The organism is Streptomyces sp. LE64, assembly GCF_052606915.1.
Genome location: NZ_CP199708.1, coordinates 5,910,538 through 5,931,930 on the forward strand (window position 1 = coordinate 5,910,538; position 21,393 = coordinate 5,931,930).

At 72.8% G+C, this 21,393-nt stretch carries 22 protein-coding genes, 1 tRNA gene and 1 pseudogene; 14 read left to right on the forward strand and 10 right to left on the reverse strand.

Annotated elements, in window-relative coordinates:
* Positions 1 to 33 precede the first annotated feature (33 nt).
* The 6 genes from ACSMX9_RS26400 to ACSMX9_RS26425 all read left to right on the forward strand — a co-directional run bounded on the left by ACSMX9_RS26400 (position 34) and on the right by ACSMX9_RS26425 (position 4,486).
* Positions 34 to 474: a roadblock/LC7 domain-containing protein gene (locus ACSMX9_RS26400; protein WP_351244050.1), complete on the forward strand. Its 441-nt coding sequence runs from the start codon at positions 34 to 36 to the stop codon at positions 472 to 474.
* Entirely contained in the window at positions 471 to 848 is a 378-nt protein-coding gene (locus tag ACSMX9_RS26405) for a DUF742 domain-containing protein (protein WP_351244048.1), read from the forward strand. The genes ACSMX9_RS26400 and ACSMX9_RS26405 overlap by 4 nt, the downstream gene beginning before the upstream one ends.
* On the forward strand, positions 826 to 1,425 hold the full coding sequence (locus tag ACSMX9_RS26410) for a GTP-binding protein (protein ID WP_351244046.1): 600 nt from the start codon (positions 826 to 828) through the stop codon (positions 1,423 to 1,425). Before ACSMX9_RS26405 ends, ACSMX9_RS26410 begins: the two co-directional genes overlap by 23 nt.
* On the forward strand, positions 1,422 to 2,003 hold the full coding sequence (locus ACSMX9_RS26415; RefSeq protein WP_445397621.1) for a GAF domain-containing protein: 582 nt from the start codon (positions 1,422 to 1,424) through the stop codon (positions 2,001 to 2,003). Before ACSMX9_RS26410 ends, ACSMX9_RS26415 begins: the two co-directional genes overlap by 4 nt.
* A 193-nt stretch (positions 2,004 to 2,196) precedes the next feature.
* Positions 2,197 to 3,225 (forward strand): L-threonine 3-dehydrogenase, encoded by a 1,029-nt coding sequence (tdh, locus tag ACSMX9_RS26420; RefSeq protein WP_445397623.1) that lies wholly within the window; start codon positions 2,197 to 2,199, stop codon positions 3,223 to 3,225.
* A 40-nt stretch (positions 3,226 to 3,265) separates the two neighbouring features.
* The gene (locus ACSMX9_RS26425) at positions 3,266 to 4,486 is read left to right on the forward strand and encodes a glycine C-acetyltransferase (protein WP_445397625.1); all 1,221 of its coding nucleotides are present in this window, start codon (positions 3,266 to 3,268) and stop codon (positions 4,484 to 4,486) included.
* An 8-nt stretch (positions 4,487 to 4,494) separates the two neighbouring features.
* Here the strand turns inward: ACSMX9_RS26425 and ACSMX9_RS26430 are convergent, their stop codons facing one another.
* Together ACSMX9_RS26430 and ACSMX9_RS26435 are read right to left on the reverse strand one after the other, a co-directional pair.
* Positions 4,495 to 5,508, reverse strand: a complete 1,014-nt coding sequence (locus ACSMX9_RS26430; RefSeq protein ID WP_445397627.1) for a MerR family transcriptional regulator — start codon at positions 5,506 to 5,508, stop codon at positions 4,495 to 4,497.
* Between the two features lie 6 nt (positions 5,509 to 5,514).
* Positions 5,515 to 6,174, reverse strand: coding sequence for a HEAT repeat domain-containing protein (locus ACSMX9_RS26435; protein WP_445403105.1), 660 nt, complete (start codon positions 6,172 to 6,174; stop codon positions 5,515 to 5,517).
* A 129-nt stretch (positions 6,175 to 6,303) separates the two neighbouring features.
* Here ACSMX9_RS26435 and ACSMX9_RS26440 point away from each other — a divergent pair, with 129 nt between their 5' ends.
* The 5 genes from ACSMX9_RS26440 to ACSMX9_RS26460 all read left to right on the forward strand — a co-directional run bounded on the left by ACSMX9_RS26440 (position 6,304) and on the right by ACSMX9_RS26460 (position 11,155).
* Positions 6,304 to 7,230 (forward strand): LysR family transcriptional regulator, encoded by a 927-nt coding sequence (locus ACSMX9_RS26440; RefSeq protein WP_445397629.1) that lies wholly within the window; start codon positions 6,304 to 6,306, stop codon positions 7,228 to 7,230.
* Positions 7,231 to 7,361: 131 nt separating this feature from the next.
* Positions 7,362 to 7,910, forward strand: coding sequence for a GNAT family N-acetyltransferase (locus tag ACSMX9_RS26445; protein ID WP_445403106.1), 549 nt, complete (start codon positions 7,362 to 7,364; stop codon positions 7,908 to 7,910).
* Positions 7,911 to 7,958: 48 nt separating this feature from the next.
* On the forward strand, positions 7,959 to 8,318 hold the full coding sequence (locus ACSMX9_RS26450) for an MmcQ/YjbR family DNA-binding protein (RefSeq protein WP_445397631.1): 360 nt from the start codon (positions 7,959 to 7,961) through the stop codon (positions 8,316 to 8,318).
* 110 nt (positions 8,319 to 8,428) lie between these two features.
* On the forward strand, positions 8,429 to 10,015 hold the full coding sequence (locus ACSMX9_RS26455) for an MFS transporter (protein WP_445397633.1): 1,587 nt from the start codon (positions 8,429 to 8,431) through the stop codon (positions 10,013 to 10,015).
* A gap of 228 nt (positions 10,016 to 10,243) precedes the next feature.
* Positions 10,244 to 11,155 carry a zinc-binding dehydrogenase gene (locus ACSMX9_RS26460; protein ID WP_445397635.1) on the forward strand — a complete coding sequence of 304 codons (912 nt, stop codon included), beginning with the start codon at positions 10,244 to 10,246 and terminating at the stop codon, positions 11,153 to 11,155.
* Positions 11,156 to 11,213: 58 nt separating this feature from the next.
* Here the strand turns inward: ACSMX9_RS26460 and ACSMX9_RS26465 are convergent, their stop codons facing one another.
* Both ACSMX9_RS26465 and ACSMX9_RS26470 read right to left on the reverse strand, forming a co-directional pair.
* Positions 11,214 to 12,134: a transketolase family protein gene (locus tag ACSMX9_RS26465; RefSeq protein ID WP_445397636.1), complete on the reverse strand. Its 921-nt coding sequence runs from the start codon at positions 12,132 to 12,134 to the stop codon at positions 11,214 to 11,216.
* Positions 12,135 to 12,152: 18 nt separating this feature from the next.
* Positions 12,153 to 12,794 carry a transketolase gene (locus ACSMX9_RS26470; protein WP_445403107.1) on the reverse strand — a complete coding sequence of 214 codons (642 nt, stop codon included), beginning with the start codon at positions 12,792 to 12,794 and terminating at the stop codon, positions 12,153 to 12,155.
* 235 nt (positions 12,795 to 13,029) lie between these two features.
* Between ACSMX9_RS26470 and ACSMX9_RS26475 the strand changes: the two genes are divergently transcribed.
* Positions 13,030 to 13,103 (forward strand) — tRNA-Pro (locus ACSMX9_RS26475).
* A 183-nt stretch (positions 13,104 to 13,286) separates the two neighbouring features.
* Here ACSMX9_RS26475 and ACSMX9_RS26480 read toward each other — a convergent pair.
* The 3 genes and pseudogenes from ACSMX9_RS26480 to ACSMX9_RS26490 all read right to left on the reverse strand — a co-directional run.
* Complete coding sequence (locus ACSMX9_RS26480; RefSeq protein WP_445397638.1) at positions 13,287 to 14,123, reverse strand: SAM-dependent methyltransferase; 837 nt, start codon at positions 14,121 to 14,123, stop codon at positions 13,287 to 13,289.
* Positions 14,120 to 14,500 (reverse strand): hypothetical protein, encoded by a 381-nt coding sequence (locus tag ACSMX9_RS26485; RefSeq protein ID WP_445397640.1) that lies wholly within the window; start codon positions 14,498 to 14,500, stop codon positions 14,120 to 14,122. Before ACSMX9_RS26485 ends, ACSMX9_RS26480 begins: the two co-directional genes overlap by 4 nt.
* 308 nt (positions 14,501 to 14,808) lie before the next feature.
* A pseudogene (locus ACSMX9_RS26490) lies at positions 14,809 to 14,937 on the reverse strand (VOC family protein); the annotation flags it as partial.
* Between the two features lie 418 nt (positions 14,938 to 15,355).
* Between ACSMX9_RS26490 and ACSMX9_RS26495 the strand changes: the two are divergent.
* Complete coding sequence (locus ACSMX9_RS26495; RefSeq protein WP_445397642.1) at positions 15,356 to 16,147, forward strand: class I SAM-dependent methyltransferase; 792 nt, start codon at positions 15,356 to 15,358, stop codon at positions 16,145 to 16,147.
* A gap of 127 nt (positions 16,148 to 16,274) precedes the next feature.
* On the opposite strand, the gene ACSMX9_RS26500 is transcribed toward ACSMX9_RS26495, so the two are convergent.
* Entirely contained in the window at positions 16,275 to 17,387 is a 1,113-nt protein-coding gene (locus ACSMX9_RS26500; RefSeq protein ID WP_445397644.1) for a fatty acid desaturase family protein, read from the reverse strand.
* 7 nt (positions 17,388 to 17,394) lie between these two features.
* Positions 17,395 to 18,450 carry a ferredoxin reductase gene (locus tag ACSMX9_RS26505; RefSeq protein ID WP_445397646.1) on the reverse strand — a complete coding sequence of 352 codons (1,056 nt, stop codon included), beginning with the start codon at positions 18,448 to 18,450 and terminating at the stop codon, positions 17,395 to 17,397.
* Between the two features lie 86 nt (positions 18,451 to 18,536).
* Between ACSMX9_RS26505 and ACSMX9_RS26510 the strand changes: the two genes are divergently transcribed.
* On the forward strand, positions 18,537 to 19,676 hold the full coding sequence (locus ACSMX9_RS26510; protein ID WP_445397648.1) for a PucR family transcriptional regulator: 1,140 nt from the start codon (positions 18,537 to 18,539) through the stop codon (positions 19,674 to 19,676).
* Between the two features lie 183 nt (positions 19,677 to 19,859).
* On the opposite strand, the gene ACSMX9_RS26515 is transcribed toward ACSMX9_RS26510, so the two are convergent.
* Positions 19,860 to 21,392, reverse strand: a complete 1,533-nt coding sequence (locus ACSMX9_RS26515) for a cation:proton antiporter (protein ID WP_445397650.1) — start codon at positions 21,390 to 21,392, stop codon at positions 19,860 to 19,862.
* Between the last annotated feature and the right edge of the window lies 1 nt (position 21,393).

The following is a 21,393-nucleotide window of genomic DNA, read 5'->3' on the forward strand; positions in this document are numbered from 1 at the left end:
CGTACCGTTTGTACCCCAAGGAGCCCAACCACCATGGCGAGCGATGTGCAGTCCGGCCAGACGACCGACCTCGACTGGCTGATGAGCGGACTGGTCCAGCGGGTGCCGCACACCCGCAGCGCGGTCCTGCTGTCCTCGGACGGACTGGTCAAGTCGGTGCACGGCCTCGAACCGGACGGCGCCGACCACATGGCCGCACTGGCGTCCGGCCTCTACTCGCTCGGCCGCAGCGCCGGCATCCGCTTCGGCGACGGCGGGGACGTCCGGCAGGTCGTGGTCGAACTCGACGACACCCTGCTGTTCGTGTCCGCCGCCGGATCGGGCACCTGCCTGGCGGTCCTCGCCGACCGCAGCGCCGACGCCGCCGTCCTCGGCTACGAGATGGCCATGCTGGTCAAGAGCGTGCGCCCGTACCTCATGACCGCCCCGCGCCAGACGGCCTCCGCCGTCGTGCCCACCGGGACACCGCGTTGAGCACCGTCGCCCCCACGGACGGGCCGTGGCTCGACGAGGCGGCCGGACGGCTGGTGCGCCCCTACACCGTGAGCAACGGCCGCACCCGGCCCTCGACCTCCTTCGACCTGCTCTCGCAGGTGATGACCACGGGCGCCCGGCCCCTCGGCTACCTCGGGCCCGAGCACACCCAGGCCCTGGCGCTGTGCGACGCGCCCGTCTCCGTCGCGGAACTCGCCGCCCAGCTGAGACTGCCGGCGGCCGTCACCAAGGTGCTGCTCTCCGACCTCGTCGACTGCGGGGCCCTCACGACGAAACCGCCCGCCTTCTTCCACAACCCCACGGACCGGTCCCTTCTGGAGGCAGTGCTTGATGGACTACGACGGCAGCTGTGACCCCTTCCCCACGGCCCTCAAGATCCTCGTCGCGGGCGGCTTCGGAGTCGGCAAGACGACCTTCGTCGGCGCCGTGAGCGAGATCTCGCCGCTGAGCACCGAGGAACTGCTCACCACGGTCAGCGCGACGACCGACAGCCTGGAGGGCATCGAGAACAAGACCGAGACGACCGTCGCCATGGACTTCGGTCGGATCACCCTCGATCCGCAGCACGTGCTGTACCTGTTCGGCACCCCCGGCCAGGAACGGTTCTGGTTCATGTGGGACGAACTCTCCGAAGGCGCGCTCGGCGCGGTCGTCCTCGCGGACACCCGCCGGCTGGAGGAGTGCTTCCCGGCCGTGGACTTCTTCGAACAGCGCGGCCTCGCCTTCGTCCTGGCCGTCAACGAGTTCGACGGCGCCCACCGCTACAACCCCGAGGAGGTCCGCGCCGCGATCGACCTGGACCCGCAGGTCCCGGTGGTCCGCTGCGACGCCCGCATCTCCAGCTCCGGCATCCAGACCCTGCTGACCCTGGTGCGCCACCTCCTCGTGTACGCACCCGCCCACCCGACGGGCCACGAGGCCCGCGCATGAGTCACGTACCGGCCGCCCGACCCGTTCCGTTCCTGCTCACCCCGGTCGACCGGGAGGCACCCGAACGGGCGCGGCGGCTGCGGGCACTGGGGCTCGGCGGGCTGCCCGACCCGGTGTTCGACGCGTTCGCGGACCTGCTCGCCGAGACCACCGGGTCCCCGTTCGCCCTCGTCAACTTCGTGGACGAACACCAGCAGTTCCTCGCCGGCCTGCGCACCCCGGGCGGGCGCAGCGCGCTCCTGCTGGGCGCCGGAACCGGGGCCGGGGCGTCGTCCCCCGGCCGCCGGATGGGCCGCGAACGGGGCTACTGCCCGTACGTGGTCGTCCGGCGCCGCGCCCTGGTGCTGGAGGACGTGCGGGACTTCCCGAGGTTCGCGGGCAACCCCCTGGTGGACGAGGCCGGGGTGCGCACCTACCTGGGTGCGCCGGTGCTCGACCGCACCGGGATCGCCCTCGGCACGGTCTGCGTGATCGACACGGAACCCCGCCCCTGGGGGCGGGCCGGACTGGAGACCATCAAGAGCCGGGCCGCGGAACTCGCCGCGGAGATCCGGCGCCGGGAGGCCGACTTCCTGTGACCGCCCGCCACCTGTAGCAAACCTGCGGCTCCGGTTAAGAAATCCTCGATGGACCCGGACCCCGCCGTACGGCAGATTCGTCCCGTCGGCGTGCGGGCCCCAGCGTCCGCCCGCCGGTCAACCACCCCTCCACGGACGGCGGAGCCCTGCTCCGCCGTGCCCTGGTGTGCGACGACGACAGGGAGCCGTGGCGATGAAGGCACTGGTCAAGGACCGAGCGGAACCGGGACTGCGGCTCATGGACGTGCCCGATCCCCGGATCGGCCCCGCCGACGTCCTCATCAAGGTCCAGCGCACCGGCATCTGCGGCACCGACCTGCACATCCGGGCCTGGGACGGCTGGGCGCGCAGGACGATCCGGACCCCGTTGGTCGTCGGGCACGAGTTCGTCGGCGAGGTCGTCGAGATCGGCCGGGACGTGCGGGACGTCGCGGTGGGGGACCGGGTCAGCGGCGAGGGACACCTGGTCTGCGGCACCTGCCGCAACTGCCTGGCCGGACGCCGCCACCTGTGCCGCGCCACGGTCGGCCTGGGCGTGGGCCGCGACGGGGCGTTCGCCGAGTACGTCGCGCTGCCCGCCACCAACGTGTGGGTGCACCGGGCCCCGGTGGACCTCGACGTCGCCGCCGTCTTCGACCCGTTCGGCAACGCCGTGCACACCGCGCTGACGTTCCCGCTGGTCGGCGAGGACGTGCTGATCACCGGTGCGGGGCCGATCGGACTGATGGCCGCGGCCGTCGCCCGGCACGCCGGCGCCCGCAACGTGGTGGTCACCGACGTCAGCCCCGAGCGCCTGGACCTCGCCCGCAAGATCGGCGTCAGCCTCGCCCTCGACGTCTCCGCCGCCACCGTCGCCGACGGACAGCGGGCACTGGGCCTGCGCGAGGGGTTCGACGTCGGCCTGGAGATGTCCGGCCGTCCCGAGGCCCTGCGCGACATGATCGCCAACATGACCCACGGCGGCCGGATCGCCGTCCTCGGCCTGCCGACCGAGGAGTTCCCCGTCGACTGGGCCCGGATCGTCACCTCCATGATCACGCTCAAGGGCATCTACGGACGGGAGATGTTCGAGACCTGGTACGCGATGTCCGTGCTGCTGGAGGGCGGCCTCGACCTCGCCCCGGTCATCACCGGCCGCTACGACTACCGCGAGCACGAAGCCGCCTTCGCGGACGCCGCCAGCGGACGCGGCGGCAAGGTCATCCTCGACTGGACCGCCTGACCCACCCCCTCCGCCGCCCCTACGAAGACTGGACCCGACGATGTTCGACTCCGTGCGTGACGACCTGCGTGCCACCCTCGACGAGATCCGGGCCGCCGGGCTGCACAAGCCCGAACGCGTGCTGGCCACCCCGCAGTCCGCGACGGTGGGCGTCACCACCGGCCCCGACGGGACCCCGGCCCGCGGCGAGGTCCTGAACTTCTGCGCCAACAACTACCTGGGGCTGGCCGACCACCCCGAGGTGGTCGCCGCCGCGCACGGCGCCCTGGACCGCTGGGGCTACGGGCTCGCGTCGGTGCGGTTCATCTGCGGCACCCAGGAGGTCCACAAGGAGTTGGAGGCCAGGCTCTCCGCCTTCCTCGGGCAGGAGGACACGATCCTCTACTCCTCCTGCTTCGACGCCAACGGCGGCGTCTTCGAGACCCTCCTCGGCGAGGAGGACGCGGTCATCTCCGACGCCCTCAACCACGCCTCCATCATCGACGGCATCCGGCTCTCCAAGGCCCGCCGCCTCCGCTACGCCAACCGCGACCTCGCCGACCTGGAACAGCAGCTCAAGGCCGCTTCCGGGGCGCGCCGCCGCCTGATCGTGACCGACGGCGTGTTCTCCATGGACGGCTACGTGGCCCCGCTGGCCGAGATCTGCGACCTCGCCGACCGCTACGACGCCATGGTCATGGTCGACGACTCCCACGCGGTCGGCTTCACCGGCCCCGGCGGCCGGGGCACCCCCGCCCTGCACGGCGTCGAGGACCGCGTCGACATCGTCACCGGCACCCTCGGCAAGGCCCTCGGCGGCGCCTCCGGCGGCTACGTCGCGGCCCGGGCCGAGATCGTCGCCCTGCTGCGCCAGCGGTCCCGGCCGTACCTCTTCTCGAACACCCTCGCCCCGGTGATCGCCGCGGCCTCGCTGACCGTCCTGGACCTGCTGGAGTCCGCGGACGGCCTACGCCGGCAGCTGGTGGAGAACACCGCCCGGTTCCGTACCCGGATGGCGGCCGAGGGCTTCGACATCCTGGCCGGTGACCACCCGATCGTCCCGGTGATGATCGGCGACGCCGCCGAGGCCGCCCGGATGGCGGAGCTGCTGCTCGACCGGGGCGTGTACGTGATCGGCTTCTCGTTCCCGGTCGTCCCCCGGGGCGCGGCCCGCATCCGGGTCCAGCTCTCCGCCGCCCACTCCGCCGCCGACGTGGACCGGGCCGTCGACGCCTTCGTGGCGGCCCGGGCGGACCTCGCGGCCGAGCGGGCGGCGCGCTGAGGCGCGCCCTACCGCCGGGTGCGCAGCACGAGCCCGTAGGCGGCGGTCAGCGCGACGGCCCGGTCCTCGTCGTGCGACAGCTCGGTGAGGGCGCGGGCGGCCAGCGGTCCCGGCACGTCGGCGAGGGCCTGTGCCAGCCGTCGACGTGCCGACGGTCCGAGGGCGTCGTCGGCGAGGTGGGCGACGAGTGCGCCGGCGATCCGGTCGGCCGCCGCGGAGTCGACGGCGAGCGCGCCGAGCGCATCGGCCGCGTCGGCGTCGTTGCCCGCCCCGCCCTCCTCGACGATCATCTCGATGAGCGTGGGGACCGCCTCGGTGAGTCCGCGTGCGCCGAGCGCCAGGGCAGCCTGGCCGCGCACCACCGGGTCGGCGTGGTCGAGGGCGGTTCGCAGCAGTGCGGTCGCCTCGTCCCGGGGGAGCTCGGCGACGGTCCGCACGGCACGCTCGCGCACCTCGGCCGCGGGGGAGTCGAGGCCCTCCGCGAGGAGCGCCAGCCCGTCCGCGCCCGATCGTGCCAGCGCCCATCGCAGGGCACCGGCGACGTTCGGGTCCGGCTCCGCCAGCACGGCCTCGACCAGCGCCGCCACCGGCACCGGCCGGTCGTCGACCGTGGACAGCGCCGCGCGCTGCCGGTCCGGCGCGCTCGGCGAACCCAGTGCCTGGAGGAGCGCGACGGTACGGAGGACGTCCTCCCAGCCGGCGGGTTCCGCCGCGGCGATCCGGCCCAGCCGGGTGAGCAACTCCGTCTCCGCCGCGATGCGCTCCCGGGTGCGGTGGACCAGGTCCGCGACGAGCGCCGCGGGGGCGAAGCCCGGGTCGTCGAGGGCCCGGGCGACATCGCGCAGCGACAGCCCCAGGGACCGCAGGCTCTCGATGTGGAAGATCCGCCGGATGTCCTCGTCGGAGTACGCGCGGTAGCCGGAGTCGGTGCGCCGCGTCGTTCCCAGCAGGCCGAGCGACTCGTAGTGCCGCAGCATGCGGGCGCTGACCCCGGAACGGCGTGCGACCTCACCGATCAACACGGTCCGTCACTCCTCCTCACCGGCCCCGCCGAGGGCCACCACGCGCTTCGCCTCCTCGACGGAGAAGTCGAATCCGGCGTCCGGGTCGCGCCGCAGCCGTTCCGTGGCGAGCGCGTGCGCCCGCACCCGGGGGTCGGCGGCCGTCCTCGCCTCCGCCAGGACCGGAACCGTCGCCTCCCCGAGCGCGATCAGCGCCCTGCTGAGGCTGAGCTGCGTCTCGCGTTCCCCGCGACCGAACTGCGTGGCCAACCCTACGGCCAGGGCGCCCTCCTCACCTTCGGGCACCAGGGCGACCGCGGCCCGCCAGGCGCTGCGGGCCACCTCCTCGTCGGGGTCCGACCACAACGCCGGTGTGATCACCGGCCAGGCCCGCCGATCGCCGATCTTGGACAGGGTGTGCAGGGCCTGGCTGCGCGCCCGGGCGCCCCCCGTGCGGACCTCGTCGACCAGCAGCGGGACGGTCAGCGAGGCCGGGTGGCGGGTGAGCGCCCAGGTCAGCATTTCGCGCACGGAGAAGTCGGGTTCCTGCGCGCACCGCTCGACCAGCGGACCGACCTGCGCCGGGTCCGGGTCGGTGCCGATCGCCAGCGCCGCCCGCAGCCGCACCGACGCGCTGTCGTGCTCCAACCCCGGACGGGGCGTCCTCGTGTCCGTCTCCATGGCCATCGGGACCACCTCCTGCTGCCACAGTGAAGACCTTGTCACCGTGTCAAGGTCAAGCGGCTCCGGAGCCGGCCGCGGCACCTGCGAGAATCGGACACCTGACCGAGCAGGCAAGACGACCGGGGCACGCGCATGATCGAGGCACGACGGCTGCACATCCTCCGTGCGGTGGCCGACCACCGTACGGTCACGGCTGCCGCCGCCGCCCTGTACCTCACCCCGTCCGCGGTCTCCCAGCAGCTCACCGCGCTGGAGCAGGAGACCGGTCACCGCCTCGTCGAGCGCGGGGCGCGGGGCGTGCGGCTCACCCCGGCGGGGGAGATCCTGCTCCGCCACACGCATGTGGTGCTGGCCCAACTCGAACGCGCCGACGCGGAACTCGCCGCCTACCACTCGGGAGCCGCCGGCACGGTCACCGTCGCGGCCTTCGCCACCGGCATCGGGCTGGTCGTGGCCCCCGCGCTCGCCCGGCTCGCCGCGGACGCACCGGGCATCCGGGTCCGGGTGCAGGACGCAGAGGGGGACGCGAGCCTCCCCATGGTCCTGGACCGGCGCGTGGACATCGCGGTCGCCGTCGAGTACCGGGGCGCGCCCGGCGCGGACGACCCCCGACTGACCCGGGTACCGCTGTACGCCGAACCGTTCGACGCGGTGCTCCCGCTCGGGCACGAACTCGCCGGACTCCCGTCGCTGAGAGCGCTTTCGGAACTCTCCCACGACACCTGGATCGGACCCTACCCCGGCAACCCCTGCCATGACGTGGTGGTCCTGGCCTGCGAACACGCCGGATTCCGCCCCCGTCTCGAACACCAGTCGGACGACTTCCGGGCGGTGGTCGCCCTGGCCTCGGCGGGCGCCGGAGTGGCGCTGGTGCCCCGGGCCGCCCTGCGCGACATGGACCTCGGCGGCGTGGTGGTCCGCCCCCTCGACGGAGCCCCCACCCGGCGGGTGTTCGCCGCGGTGCGCTGCGGCGCCGAGGAGCACCCGCTGATCCGTCCCGTGCTGAGCGCGCTGGACGGCGCCGCCGCGGCCCGCGGGACCGCGCCCGCCGTCCGGTAGCGCCCGCCCCGCACGTCCCGCCGCCCCGGCGACGGGCACCCCCACCGAGCACTGGAGGAGACACCGTGAGCAGCGACCGCACGACCCCGGCGGCGGGCCCGGGCCGGGCCGGCCCCGGACCGGCCGACGAGGTGACCCGACTGCGCACCGGGGCCGAACTGCTGGAACTGGTCGACCCGTTGGCCGACCTCCTCGTCGACACCGTGCACGCGGGGGCCTCCCTCGGATTCCTGGCCTCCCTGGAACCCGCGGACGCGGCCGCCTGGTGGCGCGGGGTCGCCCCCGCCGTCGACGCCGGGCTGCACGCGGTCTGGGTGACCCGCGACGCGGCGGGGCCGACCGGCACGGTGGGCGTGCGGTTCACCGAGACGCCCAACGGCGTGCACCGCGCCGAACTCGTGAAGCTGATGGTGCACCGCAGGGCGCGCGGCCGGGGACTGGCCCGCGCGCTGCTCGCCGCAGCCGAACGCGGGGCCGCCGAAGCGGGCGTCCGGCTGCTGTGCCTCGACACCGAGACCGACAGCCCCGCCGAACGCCTGTACCGGACCGCGGGTTGGGAGGCGGCCGGGACGATCCCGGACTACGCCGCCGACCCGCACGGCACCCTCCGCGCCACCACGCTCTTCTACAAGCGCGTCGACGGTCCGGAGGGCGGCGCGAGGTCCGCGCGGTCCCGGTGAGGGGCGGGCGGAGAGCGGTTGTCAGTGGCGTTGACTACGGTTCGTGCCATGCCAGACGCTGACGACGTACGCCGGATCGCGCTGTCCTTCCCGGACACCACGGAGAAGACCGCCTGGGAGATGCCCACGTTCCGGGTCGCGGGCAAGATGTTCGCCACCCTGCCGGAGCGGGAGACCTCCATCGCGGTCCGCTGCCCCAAGGAGGAGCGCGACGAACTGGTGCTGGCCGAGCCGGAGAAGTTCTGGATCGCCGGCCACGAAGAGGCGTTCGCCTGGGTCCGGGTGCGCCTGGCCGCCCTGGAGGACGAGACGGAACTGGCCGACATCCTCGCCGACTCCTGGCGCCAGGCGGCCCCGACCCGCCTGGTGGAGGCCCACCCCCGGCTGGGGGCCCCGCCCGCACGGTGAAACCGCTTTCGGCGGACCGCGGCCACCTGGCATCATCCGCACAGGGGTCGGAGGACCCCAGGGGACAAGGGACCGCGGACCCGGGGGAACTGGGGAGGGCACGGACGGCGATGTCAGCGATATCGATCGGGTCCGACGCATCGGGTTTCTCCACGGGCGGAGGGCGACGAGGGAAACCGTCCGCCCGCCGAAGACGGGCGGACGGCCCGGCGCTCCGCCGTCCCGCGCCCGGACGACTGCACCGGACGGCCGGGGACGGAACGCCCGCCGGTGGTGACCGACCCGCCGCGGAGGACGCCACCGGGCCGGGCGCGCCCGTCCCCACCCGGCGCCCTCGCCCCGGTACCGGCCGCGGAGCCGGAGGCGGCCCCCACCAGGGCGGCGAGTCGCGCCCCCGCCTCTGGTCCTGGAACTTCAACCTCTTCTTCACCGCCCGCGCGGTCGCCAAGCTCGGCGACACCATGCTGCCCGTCGCCCTCGCCGCCGGTCTCCTCCAACACGGCTACGGAGCGGGGGCGGTGGGCCTGGCGATGGCGGCCTCCGTGGCCTGCTTCGCCGGCCTGGTCATCTTCGGTGGGGTCTTCGCGGACCGCTTCAGCCCCCGGTTGCTGATGATCGGCTCCGACGTGCTGCGCCTGGGCACCCAGGCCCTCACTGCCGGCCTCTTCTTCGCCGGGCACGTCGTCCTGTGGCAGATCTGCGTCATCGGCGCGGTCAACGGCGCCGCCGCGGCGATCTTCCAGCCCGGCGTCGCCAGCACGGTCCCCCGGCTCGCCGCCGACGTGCAGGCCGCCAACGGCGCGATCCGCGTCGCCGAGTCCACCGCCCACCTCGCCGGCCCCGCGCTGGCAGGGCTGCTGGTCGCCGTCTCCTCGGCCGGTGGGGTCTTCGCGGCCCACGCCACGACCTACGGGGTGAGCGCCCTCTGCCTGGTGCTGATGCGCCTCCCCGCGCCAGCCCCGGACGACCGCGGCCACCCCCACGGCTTCCGTGCCGACCTGGTCGAGGGCTGGCGGGAGTTCCGGGCCCGCACCTGGCTCTGGGGCGTGATCGCCATCTGGTGCGCCTACTCCGTCGCCGTCGCCGGTCCCGCCATCCCCCTGGTGGCCACCGAGGTCATCCAGGACCACGACCCCCGCGCCTACGGCCTGGTCAACTCGGCGCTCGGCGCCGGCACGGTCATCGGCGGACTGATCGCCCTGCGGCTGCGTCCCCGCCGCATGCTGCGCGCCGGGTCGATCGCCCTCTTCGGGTTCGCCGCCCACCCGGCGACCGTCGGCGCCAACCTGCCGGTGTGGGCCATGTGCCTGGGCGCCGCCGTCGCAGGTGCCGGCGGTTCGTTCTGGGCCGTGATGTGGGCCACCAGCGTGCAGACCCAGGTCCCGCCCGACGTGCTCAACCGCATCCACGCCTACGACGTGGCGGGCTCCCTCGCCATGATGCCGGTCGGCCAGGCCCTCGCCGGCCCCGCCGCCACCGCCACCGCCGCGGGCGGGGACGGCGTCCTGCTCTTCGGCGCGGCCATGGCCGTGGCCGTCCCCGCGACCCTGTTGCTCGTCCCGGCGATCCGGGGGCTGGTCCGCGCCGATCCGCGGCCCGCACCGGTGATCGCCGGCGGCCCCGGCAGCCTGCCCGACCAGCCCCCGGCGGTCCGCCCCGGGGGCGGTGCCGGCCGTCGGGGGCCGGCAGAGGGCTAGGCGGCGCCGGCCGGTGGCCACAGGAGTGCCCGGCCGGCCCAATCCGTCAACTGCGCCCAGGGGGCGTAGGGTTGATCGGTGTAGGGGAGGGCGGGCGCGACGTGACCTCGACGCCTCGGCCCTCATCCGTTTCGTTGCACCGGGTGCCGAGGTCCGTGCGGGCGACGTCCACGACGTCGGTGGTACCGGCGCGGTCACGGTGTCCGACCGATGAGGAGGCTGAGCCCGATGCGCGCGCTGGTCGTCGACCGAGAGGCACCCGGAAGGTTGCGGCTGACCACCGTCCCGGACCCGGCCCCGGGGCCGGGCGAAGTCCTGGTGAGAGTCCACGCGACCTCCCTCAACTACGGGGAGATCCCCACGGAACTGAACACGGCGCCGGAAGGCGCCGTCCCCGGCTGGGACGCGGCGGGCGTGGTCGAGCGGGCCGCCCCTTCGGGCGGGGGCCCCGCCCCCGGTGCCCGGGTCGTCACCTGGGGGCGGTCGGGAGGATGGGCCGAACTCCGCACGGTCCGCGTGGACGACCTGGCGGTCCTCCCGTCCGAGGTGTCCTTCGCACAGGCCGCGGCCGTGCCCGTCGCGGGGTTGACCGCGTTGCGCTCCCTGCGCCAAGCGGGCGTGATGCCCGGGCAGCGGGTGGCGATCACCGGGGCGTCCGGCGGCGTCGGGCACTTCGCCGTGCAACTGGCGCGCCGGCTCGGTGCCGAGGTCTACGCCCTGGTGGGCAACCCCGCGCGGGGAGCCGGCCTCGTCGAACTGGGGGCGCACCACGTCCTCGTCGACCCGAAGGAACTCGACGCACCGCTCGACGTGGTGCTGGACAACGTGGGCGGACCGCAACTGGCCGAGATCCTGGGGCACATGGCCCAGGGCGGCACGGTGGTGTCCATCGGCGCCACCTCCTGGCAGGACACGCCCCTCGCGCCCTACCAACTGGTCAAGGGACAGTTGAGGCTCATCGGCTTCCAGCCCGGTGACGGCTTCGCGGCCGACCTCTCCCACCTGGTCGGCCTGGTCGCCGCGGGGCAACTGGACCCGGGAGTCGGCAGCGTCACCTCGTGGCACGAGGCGGGGTCGGCGATCGACGACCTCCTGGCGCGCCGGCTACGCGGGAAGGCGGTGCTGACGCTCGGACCGTGAGGTCGCCCCGCCGCCCCTGCCGCGGCGCGCTGCGCCGGTGCCGAACACCCGACTCGGGTCACCGACCGTCGCCCAGGAAGCCGGTGATCCGCTCGCGCAGCGAGCGGGGGTCCAGCCCGTGCGCGGCCACGTGCTCCTCGACCGTTCCGTAGCGGCGCAGCTCCCGGCGGCCCACGCCGAGCCCCAGCACCCGGTGGGGTACGTCGGCCAGTGCGTCGTTGGCGGCGGTCGTGGACGTACCGGCGAGGTACGGCTCGACCAGGACGACGTCCGGCGTGCCGTGCGGTCCCGCGGCGGCCAGCGCCGCCCGGTGCAGCGCCGTCGCGTCGAAGGGGCGCACCGTCGTCGCGTACAGGACGGTGACGTCCAGGCCCTCGGTGGCGGTCAGCACGTTGCCGAGGGTCGGTCCCACCGCCACCACGACCCCCCGCCCACCGTCGCGCACGGTGAGGAACCGCTCCCCGTCGACGTCCCACGCCCGCGGGTTGGACTGCACGGACAGGCGCACGTACACCTTGTCGTCGCCGGCGGCGACGGCGTGCCGCAGCAGGGTCTCGGCCTCGTCGGGGTGCCCGGGGACGTGGACCGTCCAGCCGTCCAGCGTGTCCAGCAGCGCCACGTCGCCCGGCGACATGTGGGTGAAGCCGCCCGACGGCCAGTCGAAGGAGGCCGCCGCGCTCACCAGCACCCCGCCCACCCCCTGGTGGCCGAAGTCCAGCTTGATCTGCTCGAACGGCCGCTCCACCAGGAAACTCGCGAAGGTGTGCACCACCGGCCGCAGTCCGGTCAGCGCCAGCCCCGCGCCCGCTCCCACGAGCAACTGCTCGCGGATGCCCACGTCGATCACCCGCTCCGGGTGCCGGCGTGCGGCCTCCGCGAAGCTGTCCGAGCCGATCACGGCGAGCACCACGGCCACCCGGGGGTCCTCGTCCAGCAGCTCGGTCAGCACGGGTGCGAAACGGTCACGCATCGTGTCCATCGATCAGCCTCTCCGTGCTCAGACGTCGACCCGGGCGACGACCGCGTGCGGGCGTCCCGGGTGCGGGGCGGTGAAGGCCGCGTACAGGGCGGCGTGGTCGCGTCCGTCGACGGTGACGGTGGACCAGCCGCCCGCCTCGAACCGGGCGGCGATCCCGCCGGGGCGGGACCGGCTCGCCGAGGCGTTGTCGATCACCACGGTGTGGAGCCGGTCCAGGGCGGCCGGCCCGGCGAAGGCGATGGCCTCGTGGTTGCTCCCCTCGTCCAGCTCCCCGTCCCCGATCAGCACCCACACCGCGGGGTCGGCCAGCCCCTGGGCGCGCAGCCCCAGCGCGGTGCCCACGGCCAGCGGCAACCCGTGCCCCAGGGAGCCGCTGCCGATCTCCACCCCCGGCACCAGCATCCGGTCCGGGTGGTGCCCCAGCGGGGACGCGTACTCCCCGAAACCGGGCAACCACCCCTCGGGCACGAACCCCTTCGCCGTCAGCACCGCGTAGTACGCCATCGGCCCGTGCCCCTTGGACAGCAGGAACCGGTCCCGGCCCGGCGCTTCTATGGTGGCCGGGTCCACCCGGAGCACCCGGTCGTACAGCACCCAGAGCACGTCCAGGGTGGAAGTCGCCGCAGTGTCGTGCTTCTCGTCCCCGGCCAGCAGCCCCATGAGCCGCTCCAGATCCCCGTACCCGTGCGTTCCCCCCTGCACCCCGGTCTGCTTCCCCGCCCGTTCCCCGGGCCTCTCACGCCAGCTGGCGTCGGTCGCCTTGGTCATGCGTCCCACTGTGCAACCTCAAGTGGGCTTGTGGTCAACCGGGCGCGACGTGCACGACCAGGGCACGGAGTGCGGTATGGTTTCCCTGCACGTTCGGCCGGGGGAAACCCCAGGTCAGGGCGGGCACCGGGACGTGGCGCAGCTTGGTAGCGCACTTGACTGGGGGTCAAGGGGTCGCAGGTTCAAATCCTGTCGTCCCGACTTGTGTTTTCGCAGGTCGTAGGCGGTATCGGAGGAATCCGGTACCGCTTTTTCGACCTTTCGGTGTTCTTGGGGACCGGTCGGCGGGGTCGCGGGCGTGCTGAGGGTGCCACCGGGCGAGCGCTGCAAGGCCGAGCAAGGTGTCCGGGTGGCCGCGCTCGCCGTCACGGCAGTCCGTTCTTCTCAGGACGCGGCGGTGATGCGCTCCAGGTGGTCGGCGTTGAAGGCGTCGTGGAGGATGTCGGGGTTGCTGATCGGCCGTTCCTTCAACGGCGGAATGTAGAGGGTCCCGACCTGGAGGCCGCGAGCCAGCAACCGAGCGAGCTCCCCCAGGGGAAAGGTCTCCTTCAACGGTTCCAACAACGCGTAGGTGGAGCTGAGGACCATGGTGACCTCGTGGTCCGCCGGATATGTGCGCAGCAGGTAGTCCTGGAGCCGCCGGTACCGCTCGGCGTTGCCCCGCTTCGTGGTGTACATGGCCGTCTCGACGGCTGACACCTGCCACAGCAGACAGGGCACCTCCGGCTGCAAGGGCCGCTCGCGCGCCAGGAGGTCGGTCGCCTCGTACATCTGGAGGCCGTGCGGACCCGGGTCGAGGCTCAGGTCGGTGATGATCGTGTCCAGGGCCGAGATGCCCGGCAGGACCCTGACCGTCAGACCGAGCAGTGACGCCGCCTGCTCGATCAGTTGACTGGGATACACGTAGATCTTCGGGTGCCCGTAGGTGGCGAAGCAGACCGGAGCGTCGTCCACCGCGGCGTCCACGACCTCCGCCGCCATCGCCCGGTAGGTGCGCAGCCGGTCGCCGCCCTCCTCGTAGTGGTCCAACATGCTGCGCACGTCCGGACACAAGGTCCTCAGGAACTCGTCGATGCCGAAACCGGCGTCCACGGTGAAGACCTTCTTGCTCAGGCGCACCGCCTGCTCGGCCTCGCGGGTGATCTGCTGGACGTTGCGGATGCCGAGGCCGACGATGTAGATGTCGACCGGCCGACGCACGCTCTTCTCCTGGGCGTTCACACGTACTCCATCAGTTCTTCGAGCTTGGCGCGGCGGGCCGAGCCGCTCAGCGTCTCGATCTCCGCCACCAGGTCCCGGCGTTTCGCCTCCGCTTCGGGGCCCTTCGGGCCGCGGACCAGCTCCGAGAACGAGTGGTAGGTCAGGTGCATGGGCTCGGTGAGTGTGGTGGGCGGGAGCGTCATGGACAGATCTCCGCCAGCGAGCGCGGGGACCAGATACCGGTAGAGGTCCCAGTCGAGGCGCCTCAGGCTCTCCAGCTCCCCGGTGCTCAGGTCGTAGTCGGCAGCGGCGCTGTCCGGGTCGGTACGTGCCAGTTCAGCGAAGGCCGCGTCGCGTTGCGCACGCAGCAGCAGGTCCCTCATCGAGTGCGCGGTCATGGCGCCAATGTGGCCGGGCCCCGACCCGGATGTGCGCAGGCGTGTCTGTGGGCATCCGGTGATTCCCTCCGATGGTAGACACGGGACCACCCCGCATCCGCGGGAGCGGGCCGCGCGGCGGGTGTCCTCGACTCCACCGTGCCGTGGCCGAGGGGGAGGAGCCCCTGGTGACGCCGGCCGAGGTCCGGAGGGCGATCGTGTACGAGGCGATGAACCGGGCGCTGGACGCCCCGGGAAACGCGGGGCGCGGCCAGTCGGCCGCCCGGTCGGGCGCGCTGCTGCGGGCGCCCGACCAGGTCCTCCCTCCGCTACAGATACGGGCGGGTGATCAGCTCGATCGCGTGACCGGCGGGGTCCTTGACGTACACGCCTCGACCGCCGTGCTCGTTGTTGATCTCGCCTGGACGGCGCATCTGAGGGTCGGCCCAGTGCTCGATGCGGACTCGCGGTGCGCGAGTGCCGGGAGGTCCGCGTGCCGAACTGAGGGGGTGCGTCCTCTGCACCCGTCGTGCGATCAGCCCCCCACCGGGTGGCCAATCCGTGCGTGGCGTAGCGCCGGTCCGGTGTTCACGTCGGGCGACCCTAATCGATCGGACCGACTGTCACAACAGCGAAGCGAGGGGCTGTAGTTGGCTCGTCAGGCGGCCTGGGTCGGGTAGCCGGTCGATGCATCGGATCGGCGAGTCCTCGCCCGGCTGCCCGGCTCTCGGCGGGGTCCGTGTGGCGAACGGAGGGATTCGTCGAGGTGCGGAGGTCCGGCAAATCCTGTTGAGCCGCGCTCAGTGATCGTGTTGGCTGGCGACGTCGAACTGTCAGTACCGCGGGTGTACGCCCGGCCGAAGCAGGGAGTCGCACGTGCAGGACGTGGTGGCCGACCCCGCTGCCCACAATCGGGCAGCCTGGGACAAGTACGTCGAAGAGGGTAGCGAGTGGACGAGGCCGGTGAGCGCTGAGGTCATCGAACGCGCCCGCGCGGGAGACTGGTCCATCGTTCTCATCGGGCATGAGCCGGTCGACCGCTCCTGGCTGCCGGCGGATCTGACCGGCAAGGAGGCGTTGTGCCTGGCCTCCGGCGGTGGCCAACAGGCTCCGATCCTCGCCGCCGCGGGGGCGCGGGTCACCGTTTTCGACAACTCACCCCGGCAGCTCGACCAGGATCGGTTGGTGGCGGCGCGCGACGGGCTCGAACTGCGCACCGTCCTGGGCGACATGCGCGACCTCGGCGCCTTCGACGACGCGACGTTCGACCTCGTGTTCCATCCGGTCTCCAACCTGTTCGTACCGGACCTGGCGCCGGTGTGGAGTGAGTGCTTCCGCGTCCTGCGACCGGGCGGAACCCTGCTCGCGGGCTTCCTCAACCCCGATGCGTACTTGTTCGACCAGGACGCGCTCGACGAGCGCGACGAGTTGATCGTCGTGCACAAGCTGCCCTACAGCGATGTCACGCACTACTCCGCCGAGCAACGCGCCGCGAAGTTCGGTGCGGATGCCGCTCTTGAGTACGGCCACACCCTCACCGACCAGATCGGCGGGCAACTCGCCGCGGGGTTCGTCCTCACCGGCTTCGCGGAAGCGCCGCACCACTCCGACGCGTCCGCCCCGTACATGTCGAGCTACTTCGCGACGCTGGCGGTCAAACCGGGTTGACCGCGGGGGACGACGTCGGCCGCGCGCGCTCGTGGACCGCGGGGGCGGCGGCGCGGTCAGCGACCCACCGCGTCCACGCCGCCCACGGTCCGGTGCCGCGGCCGACAGGTCCGCACCCGTACCGGGATCAGGCCGCGAGGAGCTCGCGGTCCGGCGTCTTGACCTTGGGCTTCCTGTTGGGCAGGGAGAGCCGGAAGACCTTGCACCACGCGGAGAACACCTGCTTGGGCAGCGGCCCGGTGACGTACTCCAGCTCGTACTTCTCGAACAGCGCGCGCACCTTCACGGCGACCTCGGCGTACCGGTTGCTCGGCAGGTCGGGGAAGAGGTGGTGCTCGATCTGGTGCGACAGGTTGCCGGTCATGAAGTGCATGGCCCTGCTGCCGCTGATGTTCGCCGAGCCCATCATCTGGCGCAGGTACCACTGGCCGCGCGTCTCGCCCTTGATCGACCGGCGCTCGAAGACCTGCACGCCCTTGGGGAAGTGCCCGCACATGATCACCGAGTGGGACCAGAGGTTGCGGACCAGGTTCGCGGTGAAGGTGGCGGCGAGCGTGGAGAGGAACGACGGGCCCGACAGCAGCGGGTGGATCACGTAGTCCTTGAGCACCTGCTTGCGGATCTTGCGGCCCACGGCCTTGGCCCGCGCGCGGAACTCCGGGTCCTTGCGGCGACGCTTGTGCAGGTTCTTGCCGAGCTCCAGGTCGTACGCGGCGATGCCGTACTCGAAGAAGCAGGCGTTGATGAAGTTCCACAGCGGCTGGCCCAGGTGGAACGGGTGCCACCGCTGGTCCTCGTCGACGCGCATGATGCCGTAGCCGAGGTCGTTGTCCTTGCCGATCACGTTGGTGTACGTGTGGTGCAGTTCGTTGTGCGAGTGCTTCCACTGGTCGGCCGGCGAGACGTGGTCCCACTCCCAGGTGGTGGAGTGGATCTTCGGGTCCCGCATCCAGTCCCACTGGCCGTGCAGGACGTTGTGGCCGATCTCCATGTTGTCCATGATCTTCGCCACGGACAGACCGACGGTTCCGATCACCCACGCGGGCGGGAAGAGGGAGAACAGCAGCACGCCCCGGCTGACCAGCTCCAGCCTGCGCTGCACCGAGATGACCTTGCGGATGTAGGCGGCGTCCTTCTCGCCGCGGCTGGCGAGCACCTCGTCGCGGATCGCGTCCAGCTCGCGGCCGAGCTCCTCGATCTGCTCCGCGGTCAGGTGGGCGGTGGGGTCGATGGCGGTCACGGTGCTCCTACCGTTCGATGTCGCAGGGGCCCGCCGCGGCGGACACGCAGGTCTGGATGAGGACGCCCGGCGCGGACTCGGTGATCTCGCCGGTGCGCAGGTCGCGGACGGCGCCCGCCTTGAGCGGCGTGACGCAGCCGAAGCAGATGCCCATGCGGCACCCGGAGGGCATGAGCACGCCGGCCTCCTCGCCGACGTCCAGCAACGGCGTGGCGCCGTCCGCGTCGACGCTCTTGCCGGTGGTGCTGAACGTGACCTCGCCGCCGTCACCGACGACGGTGACGGTGGGGCGGAAGCGTTCGGTGTGCAGGCGCTCGGAGAGGCCGTGCCCGGCCCAGTGCTCCTCGGCGGCGTCGAGCAGGCCCGCGGGCCCGCAGGCCCAGGTCTCGCGCTCGGCCCAGTCGGGCACGAGTGCGTCGAGACGGGCGATGTCGAGCATGCCGTCCGTGTCGGTGTGCACCTCGGTGAGCCGGAGTTTCTTCTCCGCGACCAGGTCGTGCAGATCGCTGCGGAAGATCACGTCCTGCGACCGTGGCGCGCAGTGGACCATGACGGCGTCGTCGAACTCGGTGTCGCGCAGCATGCCCATCACCGGCGTGATGCCGCTGCCCGCCGTCAGGTAGAGCACCTTGGCGGGCCGGGACTCCGGCAGCACGAAGTCACCGGTCGCCTGGTCGAGCTGGACCAGCGTGCCCGGTTTCGCCCTGCGCACCAGGTGGTTGCTGACCTTGCCGTCCGGGATCGCCTTCACGGTGATCGTGACGCGGCCGTCCCGACGGTTCGTCGGCGAGGTGAGGGAGTACGCGCGCCACAGGCGCACCCCGTCGACGTCGACCCCGATCCGCACGTACTGGCCGGCCGTGTGGCCGCGCCAGCCCCGTCCGGGCCTGATCACGATGGTCGCGGCGTCACTCGTCTCGGGGTGCACGGCCTCGATGCGCCCCCGCAGGTCGGCCCCCGTACGCAGGGGGCTGACCAGGTCGAGGTAGTCCGACGGCAACAGCGGCGTCGTGACCATCTCCAGCAGTTTCCACGCCCTACTGCGGAGGGCTGCACTCGTCATGGCTCCAGCTTGATGTGCCTCCGCGCGTAAAGTCTTACCCGTAGGACGTGAATCTGGTCGGCTGATTTGTTTGCTGGGAACAAAACATGGGGTACACCATCCGGAGGGCCACCGAGCTGGCCCTGGACGAGGCGACGGTCACCGCACTTCGGGCCGCGCTGAAGAGCACGGCCGACGAGGTCGTCCAGGCGATCATTGATGAGGTTCCGCCGTACGCCAACGCCCTCTCGGGCCGGATGGGCGGCACCATCCGTCGATCGGTCCGCACCGCCCTCGGGCACTACCTGGACCTCGCGAGCGGGAACGTCACGGGCGGCGACGCCGGTGACGCGGCCTACGAGCTGGGCCGCGGCGAGGTGCGCGACGGCCGTTCGATGGACGCCCTGCTCAGCGCCTACCGCGTCGGTGCCCGCGTGGCCTGGCGATGCCTGGCTGCGGGTGCCGTTCCCGCAGGTCTGCCCGCGGCCGAGGTCGCCAAGTTCGCCGAGCTGACCTTCGCCTACATCGACGAGCTCTCCGCTGCGAGCGCCGCGGGCCACGCCGACGAACTGGCCGCCCGCGGCCGGGCCCACGAACTCCACCTGGAACACCTGGCCCGCGACCTCCTCGCCGGCGCCAGCCCCGACGTGCTGCTGGCCTCCGCCCAACGCGCGGGGTGGCAGCCTCCGGTGTCGCTGACCGCGGTCCTGCTGCCCGCCGCCCAGGCCCGGCCCGCCTACCGCACGCTCGACCCGAGCACCCTCGTCCTCGACGACGTGCCGGACGCCACCGGTGTGCTGCTCGTCCCCGATGCCGACCGGCCGCACCTCCTGAACCAGCTGACCGACCGCACCGCCGTGGTCGGTCCGGCCCGTCCGTGGACCCGGGCGTCCGCCTCGTACGCACGGGCCGTGCGCGCGCGCTCCCTCTCCCCGGACGTTCGCGACACCGAGGACCACCTGCCCGAGCTGGTGCTGAGCGCCGACGCGGACGCGTTCGCGGACCTGCGGGCCCGAGCCCTCGCACCGTTGCGGGCCTTGCCCGTCGCGACGGCACGGCGGCTGGAGGAGACCTTGCGGGCGTGGCTGCTGCACCAGGGCAGACGGGAGGAGGTGGCGGCGGCGCTGTTCGTCCATCCGCAGACGGTCCGGTACCGGATGTCGCAACTGCGGGAGCTCTTTCCGGATCTCGCATCGCCGCATCGGGTCCTCGAACTGACGCTGGCGGTCGGTCTCCGGGCCGACTGACGCCGACGTCGACCTTCCACGACCGCGTCCGTGAACGATCCGGGGACGTGCGGGGGCCTGCTCCGGCTTCCTGCCGCCCGCCGAACGGGCGCCGAACGCCACCGGACGGCGGCGCACGACCCCCCCGGCCCGTCGCCGGGAGTCGGAGGGCGTGCGCCGGCGGGCCGGGGCGTCAGCGCCTGGTCACCGGGTGCGGGCGGGGCCGGGCGAGGGGCCCGTGACGGGTCCTTCCACGGCGGACGTCAGTTCCTGGGACGGCGGGCCCGGTCCGTCGCCCGGCGCTGCCGTCCCCGACGAGGTCCGGGCGCGGCCGCCGGGCCGCTCGTCCCCGCCCGCCTTCAACAGGTGCAGGAGGGGACTGGCCATCATGGTGGTGCTCAGGGCGACGAGAGTGAGGACGGCCTGCATCCGGGAGTCGATGATGCCGGCGTCGTAGCCGATCTGGATGACGATGAGCTCGGTCAGTCCCCGTGCGTTGAGCAGCACGCCGAGCACGATCGCGGGGCGCGGCTGCATGCCGGACAACCACGCGGCGAGGCCGGGGCCCGCGACCTTGCCGAAGACGGCCAGCGCCAGGAGCGCCAGGAACACCACGACGAGCGGGGCGCCCCACTCCAGCGCACTGAGGTCGACGGTGAGGCCGAATCCGAAGAAGAAGAACGGCAGCAGGACGGTTCTGGCCGTATCGATCAGCTGCTCGATGCCCGGGCCGATCCCGGACGCCCCCTCACGGCGGACCGGCCAGGCGAGTCCGACCAGCAGGGCTCCGATCAGTTGGTGCACCCCGATCGCGGCGGTGAGGGCCGCGATGGCGGTCACCCCGACCACGACCATCAGCACGCCGACTTCACCACTGCGCTTCCGCTCCGCCCAGTGGGCGAGCAGACGCTTCACGGGCCCGAGGAGCAACGCGACCACGGCGACCGCCATCACCCCGTTGAGCAGCAGCGCCGTGGGGTCCCCGCCGTGTGTCACGGCCAGGATCGCGGCGAGGACCAGCCAGATCGCGCCGTCACCCACCGCCGCCGCGAACAGGCTCAGCCGCCCGGCCTCGGTGCGGGTGATGCCCAGGTCGGCGAGGAGCCGGGCCAGGACGGGGAACGCGGTGATGCTCAGCGCACAGCCCATGAACAGGACGAACACGATGCCGTCCCCGTGGGGTCCGGCGTAGTGCGCGACCAGGGGGACGCCGACGGCTGCGCCCAGGGCGAAGGGCACCAGCGTCGACGACTGGCTGACGATGAGCATGCGCGTGGCCGCGCCGCGCAGCCGCATGCCCGCCAACTCCTGCCCCACGCCGAACATGAAGAGGACCAGACCGATCTGGGCCAGTCCGTTGATGGGACCGAGCACGCTGTCAGGGAACAGCCAGGCCATGGTGCCGGGAGCCAGATTCCCGAGGAGGGTCGGCCCCAGCGCGAGGCCGGCGCATATCTCGCCCACGACCCGGGGTTGGCCGAGCCGCTTCAGCAGCGCGCCTCCGAGGTGGGCGGCGGCCACCACGACGGCCGCGGCGAGGAGGAAGTGCCCCGTGGCCCCGAGGTGCGGGCCGGTGGCTCCGTCGCGTGCCGTCGAACCGGACGCGTCGCCGGAACTGCCCTCGGCGATCACCATGACGAGGACGATGACGACGAGCGGCAGCACACCGGTGAGAGCGACGGCCGCCCAGGACCGGCGACGCGTCGAACGCTCGGGTGCGGAGGAGCGTGCGGCCATG